Raw genomic sequence first — 6927 nt, 5'->3', positions numbered from 1 at the left:
TGGGCGGCTCATGGTTTGTCGGCGCCTTTGAGGCGCTCACCCTAAAGCCTCCGGCTCTGCCGGAGGATACTTACTACTTAGTCGGCAAAAAAAACCACGTAAGCGGCGTTATTTTAACCGTTAAAATTTGCGAAAAGTCACCGCAAAGAGCAAAGGTGAGCAACTTTTAGCTTTAATAACATCCACTGCCTGTTCGACTGGTATCGTGGCGCTGAAATCCCTATAATTGCCGCGTTTGACGCCAAGGCGTCTCCTTCCTTTACATCCAGGTTAATCAGGTCGCTAAATTTATGACTGATAAGTCACATCAGTGCGTCATTATTGGTATCGCCGGCGCATCGGCTTCAGGTAAAAGTCTTATTTCCAGTACGCTTTATCGCGAATTACGCGAACAGGTCGGTGATGAGCAGATCGGCGTTATTCCGGAAGACAGCTATTACAAAGATCAAAGCCATCTGTCGATGGAAGAGCGGGTAAAAACCAACTATGACCATCCGAGTTCTATGGATCATAGTCTGTTGTTCCAGCATTTACAGATGCTCAAAAGCGGTCAGGCAATTGAATTGCCGGTGTACAGCTATGTTGAACATACCCGCACGCCGGAAACCATTCATATTGAACCCAAGAAAGTGATCATTCTTGAAGGCATTCTGCTGCTGACAGACGCACGTCTGCGCGAAGAGATGAATTTCGCTATTTTTGTCGATACGCCGCTGGATATTTGCCTGATGCGTCGTATCAGGCGTGATGTGAATGAGCGTGGTCGTTCCATGGACTCGGTGATGGCGCAATACCAGAAAACGGTGCGGCCTATGTTCCTGCAATTTATCGAACCGTCCAAACAGTATGCCGATATCATCGTGCCGCGAGGGGGGAAAAACCGCATCGCGATTGATATCCTGAAAGCCAAAATCAGCCAGTTTTTTGAATAATACATGTTAGGCTGTACCCTTAAGTTAATTTGCAACGCTCCTGCTTTGGCCGGAGCGTGATACACAAAAGGAGAAAGTGCCATGCGTCTGTGCGACCGAGATATTGAAGCCTGGTTGGATCAGGGCCGTTTGTCGATTCAACCGCGACCGCCCGTAGAGCGCATTAATGGCGCTACCGTGGATGTTCGTCTGGGCAACAAATTTCGCACATTTAGTGGGCACACTGCGGCGTTTATCGACCTGAGTGGGCCGAAAGATGAAGTCAGCGCCGCCCTCGAACGCGTGATGAGCGATGAAATTGCGCTTGCCGATGGGGAGGCTTTTTTCCTTCATCCTGGAGAGCTGGCGCTGGCAGTGACCTTTGAGTCAGTCACCCTGCCATCCGATCTGGTGGGCTGGCTGGACGGTCGCTCCTCACTGGCGCGTCTGGGGCTGATGGTCCATGTGACCGCGCACCGAATCGATCCTGGCTGGTCGGGCTGTATCGTGCTGGAGTTCTATAATTCCGGCAAACTGCCGCTGGCGTTACGTCCTGGTATGTTAATCGGCGCCCTGAGTTTTGAGCCGCTTTCTGGCCCGGCTGAGCGTCCGTATAACCGTCGCCAGGATGCGAAATACCGCGATCAGCAAGGTGCCGTAGCCAGTCGTATTGATAAAGACTGAGTGATGCAAAACCACTGAGGTTGCCATGAGAAGAGTATTAACGACGCTGATGATTTTACTGGTCGTGCTGGTCGCCGGCCTCTCTGCGTTGGTCATAATGGTCAACCCTAACGATTTTCGTTCTTATATGGTGCGCCAGGTGGAGGCGCGCAGCGGCTATCAGCTACAGCTTGACGGCCCCTTGCGCTGGCATGTCTGGCCTCAGCTCAGCATTCTCTCCGGGCGCGTCACACTGACCGCGCCGGGCGCAGCCCAACCCATCGTCAAAGCCGACAACATGCGTCTTGATGTCGGCCTGTTACCCTTGCTTTCTCACCAGTTGCAGGTCAAGCAGGTGATGCTTAAAGGGGCCATTATCCAGCTTACGCCGCAATCCAGGGCGATAGCGCAAAAAGATGCGCCGGTTGCGCCGAAAGAGAATACGCTGCCGCAGGTGGCGGAAGATCGCGGATGGTCGTGGGATATTGCCCGTCTGCAGGTGGCCGACAGCGTGCTGGTGTTCCAGCATCAGGATGACGAGCAGGTCACGGTGCGCGACATCAGTCTGCAAATGGATCAGGATGCTTTTCATCAGGCAACGCTCAATTTCTCTGGTCGCGTCAACCGCGATCAACGCGATTTAAGCCTGTCATTAACCGCAAAAGTCGATGCCAGCGATTACCCGCATAACCTCAGTGCGGCGATAAGTTCCCTCAACTGGCAGCTACAGGGCGGCGATGTGCCTCCCCAGGGCATCAATGGCCAGGGCAGCCTTGCGGCGCAATGGCAGGGTGACCGCCAGCGGGTTGTGTTAAATGACCTGCAGTTAACGGCGAATGACAGTGCATTTAGCGGCAAAGGCAGCGTGGTGCTTGCCGGGAAGCCGCAGTGGGCGCTCGACTTACAGTTTGATAACCTCAATCTGGATAACCTGCTTACCGTTAAAGATAACCCGGCGACCAACACCAGCAGCGCGCAGCAGGGGCAGAAGCTGCAACCCCGCTTACCGCGCCCGGTGATCGCCGGTAATCCCGTGATACCTGAGTACACTGCTCTGCGCGATTTTTCAGCTCAGTTGGTGCTGACGGCCAAAAAAATCCAATGGCGCGGGATGCAGTTTGCCGATGTCCAGGGACAGCTTACCAATGAGGGCGGATTACTCAGCATCACGACGCTCGAAGGGAAAATGGGGGCCGGTGATATTTCGCTTCCCGGCACCCTGGATGTTCGTACCGATCGGCCGCTGGCCCGGTTTAAACCGCGGCTGAATAACGTGGAAATCGGCACGATCCTTACCGCCTTTGATTATCCTATCGCGCTGACCGGCCAGCTCTCGCTGGCCGGGGATTTCTCGGGCGGTCGTATTGATGCGGATGATTTTCGCCGCAACTGGCAGGGCACTGCCCATGTGGACATCGCCGACAGCCGCATGGAAGGGCTGAACTTCCAGCAGTTGATACAGCAGGCGGTCGCCCGCAGCAGCGATGTTGAAGTGCAACAGAACTACGACAATGCCACCCGGCTTGATAGCTTTAGCACCGAGTTAACGCTGGAAGACGGCATGATGACCATGACGGATATACAGGGCGCATCGCCCTTGCTAAGCCTTGCCGGCGAAGGTGAAATGGATCTGGTCAAAGAGCAGTGCGATACCCGCTTTACGGTACGCGTGCTGGAAGGCTGGAAGGGCGAGGGCAAACTGGTTGAGTACCTGAAAAACACCGCAATCCCGCTAACGGTTTACGGTGACTGGCAGTCGCTGAACTACAGTCTTCAGGTCGATCAGATCCTGCGTAAACATCTCCAGGATGAAGCGAAACGCAGACTCAATGCCTGGGCCGATCGCAATAAAGACACCCAGAACGGCAAAGATGTGAAAAAGCTGCTGGATAAGCTGTAAGCGATAGCGCCGGGGTTGCCCCCGGCGTCTGTTCAGACTTCGTACTCCGGTTCATCCTGCTGCAACGCGATAAGCTGCACTTTCTGTACCCGGTGGCTTTCCACTTCCAGTGTTTTAAGCAAATAATCTCCCACCTGAACTTCTTCTCCCTGCTGCGGTATCCGCTGCAGATGTTCCATCAGCAGCCCGGCAATGGTGTGATATTCGCGCTTCTCATCCAGCGGCAGCGGCACATACTGCACCAGATCCTCCAGCGGCATATGGCCGTTCGCCGTCCAGCTGCCGTCGCTGTTTTTCTGAATGTCATGGCGGGCGTCCAGCTCTTCCACCTCGTTAGGCAGATTGCCTGCAATCGTCTCCATCACGTCGCTTAAGGTGACAATCCCTTCTACGGAACCAAATTCATCCACCACAAAAGCAAAATGGGTACGGGCGCTGCGGAACTGTTCCAGAGCCTGTAACAGCGGCAGGCCTTCAGGGAACACCAGCGGCTGGCGGATAAGCACTTTGAGATCCAGTGGTTCGCCACGCAGTGACTGCGTAAGCAGATCAATCACATGTACCACCCCGAGCAGATCTTCTTCTTCATTCCCCCCGGTGACGACCACACGGGTGTGCTGATTTTTTTCCAGCAGCGCGCGTATTTCGGCCTCCGGCGCATCAAGAAAGATGTGCTCAATGTCGTGACGTGAGGTCATGATGCTGCTGACCGTGCGTTGGTTCAGGTTCAGCACCCGGCCAATCATCCGTCGTTCCTGAGAGTTGAAGATTTGACTGTCGTCATGATCGGCAAGCATTGCGGAGGCGTCCGCGTCCAGCTCAGCATCCTCTTTTTTCCCGCTCAGTAAACGCATGACGGTTTCGGTGGTGCGCTGGCGCAGGGTCTGATTGGCCGACAAAAAGCGACGACGGTTAAAATTAGCCAGCTGATTCAGCGCTTCGATCATCACCGAGAAGCCGATGGCCGCGTACAGATAGCCCTTCGGTATATGGAATCCGAAGCCGTCGGCAATCAGGCTGAAGCCGATCATCAACAGGAAGCTGAGACACAAAATAACGATGGTCGGATGATTATTAACAAAGCGTGTTAACGCTTTACTGGCGAGCAGCATCAGCGAGATGGCGATGATAACCGCAGCCATCATTACCGCCAGGTGGTCGACCATTCCCACTGCGGTAATGACTGAATCGAGAGAGAAGACAGCATCGAGGATGACGATTTGGGCCACCACGCTCCAGAATTTTGCCCCGCGTCGTTGGGTGGGGTTATCGCTGTCTTTCCCTTCCAGACGCTCATTGAGCTCGACGGTGGCTTTAAACAGTAAAAACAGTCCCCCCACCAGCATGATCAAATCCCGGGCGCTGAAGCTCAGGTCGCGAACCGAAAAGAGAGGGGTCGTCAGGGTGACCAGCCAGGATATAGAGGCCAGCAGCAGCAATCGCATCGCCATTGCCAGTACCAGTCCGGTTACCCGGGCGCGATCGCGCAGTGCAGGCGGTAATTTCTCCGCAAGAATTGCAATAAAGACCAGGTTATCAATCCCGAGCACCAGTTCGATCACGATAAGTGTGAACAACCCGGCCCAGATTGAAGGATCGGCAATCCATTCCATCTTTTGCTTAACACCTTATGTTATATGACAATTGTCACAGGATGATCATGGATAAAGCTGACTTAAATTGCAATGGTAGTCTGCGATTTATCTTATAAATGCCCGGTGGCGAAATATATTTAAATTCATTTCTCCTTAATAAAAGTGAGATTATTATTTTTTAGAGCATACATTAAAATTAAGATATTTCGCAGGTGTAAATGTTAGTAATGAATTTGTCAACATCGAGATAATCCTAAAATTATGAATATTTGAGTTTAATATTAATCTTAAAAATCTGTTATGGCAGGATGTTACCTTGCCTGTAATTCGCATAGCTGCAACAATTCCTCCAGTACGTTTTTAATATACATTTGAAGTTATTTTAAATGCACTTTATCAGCATTAATTCTTATACCTGCCAGATCTGTCGCCATCAGGGAAATGTGTGGGCAGACTAAACGTGCAACAAGTCATATTTAATAACTTACTGTTTAATCAGTGGATTGGTAGCTGAAAGCCAAGGGCGGTAGCATGCCTGACAGCGTGTCGAAACGTCTGGATTATTCTGTCAATAGCATGTGGTTGAATAAGCAAACTTTAGGAGTGATACCAGTTAATTTTAGTTTCAATTAACTGCATTCTGATTGAGAAGAAACTCAAGAGCTTATTTAAATACACAGGATAATTACTCTGCAAAAGTGATAATTAATCAATGATGAAATCCAAAACGAAATTGATACCATTATTGGTGTCTATGACCTTGATGAGTGGCTGCACAGTCCTGCCGGGTAGCAATATGTCTACGATGGGAAAGGATGTGATCAAACAGCAGGATGCAGATTTTGATTTAGACCGCATGGTTAATGTTTATCCACTGACCCCGCGTCTGGTTGAACAATTACGTCCGCGTCCCAATGTCGCCCAACCGAATATGTCGTTAGACCAGGAAATATCCAACTATGAGTACCGCGTGGGGCCTGGCGACGTACTGAGCGTTACCGTCTGGGACCACCCCGAACTCACCACGCCTGCCGGTCAATACCGTAGCTCCAGCGATACCGGCAACTGGGTCCAGCCCGATGGCACCATGTTTTATCCCTACATTGGCCGCGTCCATGTGGTGGGCAAAACACTGGCGGAAATCCGTAGTGATGTTACCAGCCGCTTAGCGACGTACATCGCTGACCCGCAGGTGGACGTTAACATCGCTGCATTCCGCTCGCAAAAAGCCTATGTCTCCGGTCAGGTGAGCAAATCCGGCCAGCAGGCCATCACCAACGTCCCGCTTACGGTGCTGGATGCCGTCAATGCCGCCGGCGGCCTGACCGACGCTGCTGACTGGCGCAATGTGGTGCTGACCCATAACGGCAAAGAGGAACGTATTTCACTCCAGGCGTTGATGCAGAACGGTGATTTGAGCCAGAACCGTCTGCTGTATCCTGGCGACATCCTGTATGTACCGCGCAATGACGATCTGAAAGTCTTCGTGATGGGGGAAGTGAAAAAACAGAGCACCCTCAAAATGGACTTCAGCGGCATGACCCTCACCGAAGCGCTGGGCAACGCGGAAGGCATCGATCTGACCACCTCCAACGCCAGCGGCATCTTTGTGATCCGTCCGTTGAAGGGCGAGGGCAGCGCCAAAGGCAAGATTGCCAACATCTATCAGCTTGATATGTCCGACGCCACCTCTCTGGTGATGGCAACGGAATTCCACCTCCAGCCTTATGACGTGGTGTACGTCACGACCGCTCCGGTGGCCCGCTGGAACCGTCTCATCAATCAGTTGCTGCCAACCATCAGTGGCGTCCGCTATATGACGGACACGGCACGCGACATTCATACCTGGTGATACGCG

At 52.3% G+C, this 6927-nt stretch carries 5 protein-coding genes; 4 read left to right on the top strand and 1 reads right to left on the bottom strand.

Features of this window, described 5'->3' with window-relative positions:
• Positions 1 to 290 precede the first annotated feature (290 nt).
• The 3 genes from udk to asmA all read left to right on the top strand — a co-directional run bounded on the left by udk (position 291) and on the right by asmA (position 3474).
• Positions 291 to 932: a uridine kinase gene (gene udk, locus ACSZO4_RS07815; protein ID WP_437888318.1), complete on the top strand. Its 642-nt coding sequence runs from the start codon at positions 291 to 293 to the stop codon at positions 930 to 932.
• A gap of 81 nt (positions 933 to 1013) precedes the next feature.
• A complete protein-coding gene (gene dcd / locus ACSZO4_RS07810; RefSeq protein WP_437888317.1) occupies positions 1014 to 1595 on the top strand; it encodes a dCTP deaminase in 582 nt (193 codons plus the stop codon).
• Positions 1596 to 1620: 25 nt separating this feature from the next.
• On the top strand, positions 1621 to 3474 hold the full coding sequence (asmA, locus tag ACSZO4_RS07805; protein ID WP_437888316.1) for an outer membrane assembly protein AsmA: 1854 nt from the start codon (positions 1621 to 1623) through the stop codon (positions 3472 to 3474).
• Between the two features lie 32 nt (positions 3475 to 3506).
• Here asmA and ACSZO4_RS07800 read toward each other — a convergent pair whose 3' ends face one another.
• Entirely contained in the window at positions 3507 to 5087 is a 1581-nt protein-coding gene (locus tag ACSZO4_RS07800; RefSeq protein ID WP_437888315.1) for a TerC family protein, read from the bottom strand.
• A gap of 694 nt (positions 5088 to 5781) precedes the next feature.
• Here ACSZO4_RS07800 and ACSZO4_RS07795 point away from each other — a divergent pair.
• Complete coding sequence (locus ACSZO4_RS07795) at positions 5782 to 6921, top strand: polysaccharide export protein (RefSeq protein WP_437888314.1); 1140 nt, start codon at positions 5782 to 5784, stop codon at positions 6919 to 6921.
• The last annotated feature ends 6 nt before the right edge of the window (positions 6922 to 6927 follow it).

This window comes from Phytobacter sp. V91 (genome assembly GCF_965644225.1).
GTDB lineage: Bacteria > Pseudomonadota > Gammaproteobacteria > Enterobacterales > Enterobacteriaceae > CBFFRJ01.
This window is presented reverse-complemented; position numbering and strand designations above follow the sequence as displayed.

What these genes read in the sequence shown, in the direction of transcription:
- udk (WP_437888318.1), top strand. Translation starts at nt 291, where the DNA reads ATGACTGATAAGTCACATCAGTGCGTCATTATTGGTATCGCCGGCGCA.
- ACSZO4_RS07795 (WP_437888314.1), top strand. Translation starts at nt 5,782, where the DNA reads ATGATGAAATCCAAAACGAAATTGATACCATTATTGGTGTCTATGACC.
- asmA (WP_437888316.1), top strand. Translation starts at nt 1,621, where the DNA reads ATGAGAAGAGTATTAACGACGCTGATGATTTTACTGGTCGTGCTGGTC.
- ACSZO4_RS07800 (WP_437888315.1), bottom strand. Translation starts at nt 5,087, where the DNA reads ATGGAATGGATTGCCGATCCTTCAATCTGGGCCGGGTTGTTCACACTT.
- dcd (WP_437888317.1), top strand. Translation starts at nt 1,014, where the DNA reads ATGCGTCTGTGCGACCGAGATATTGAAGCCTGGTTGGATCAGGGCCGT.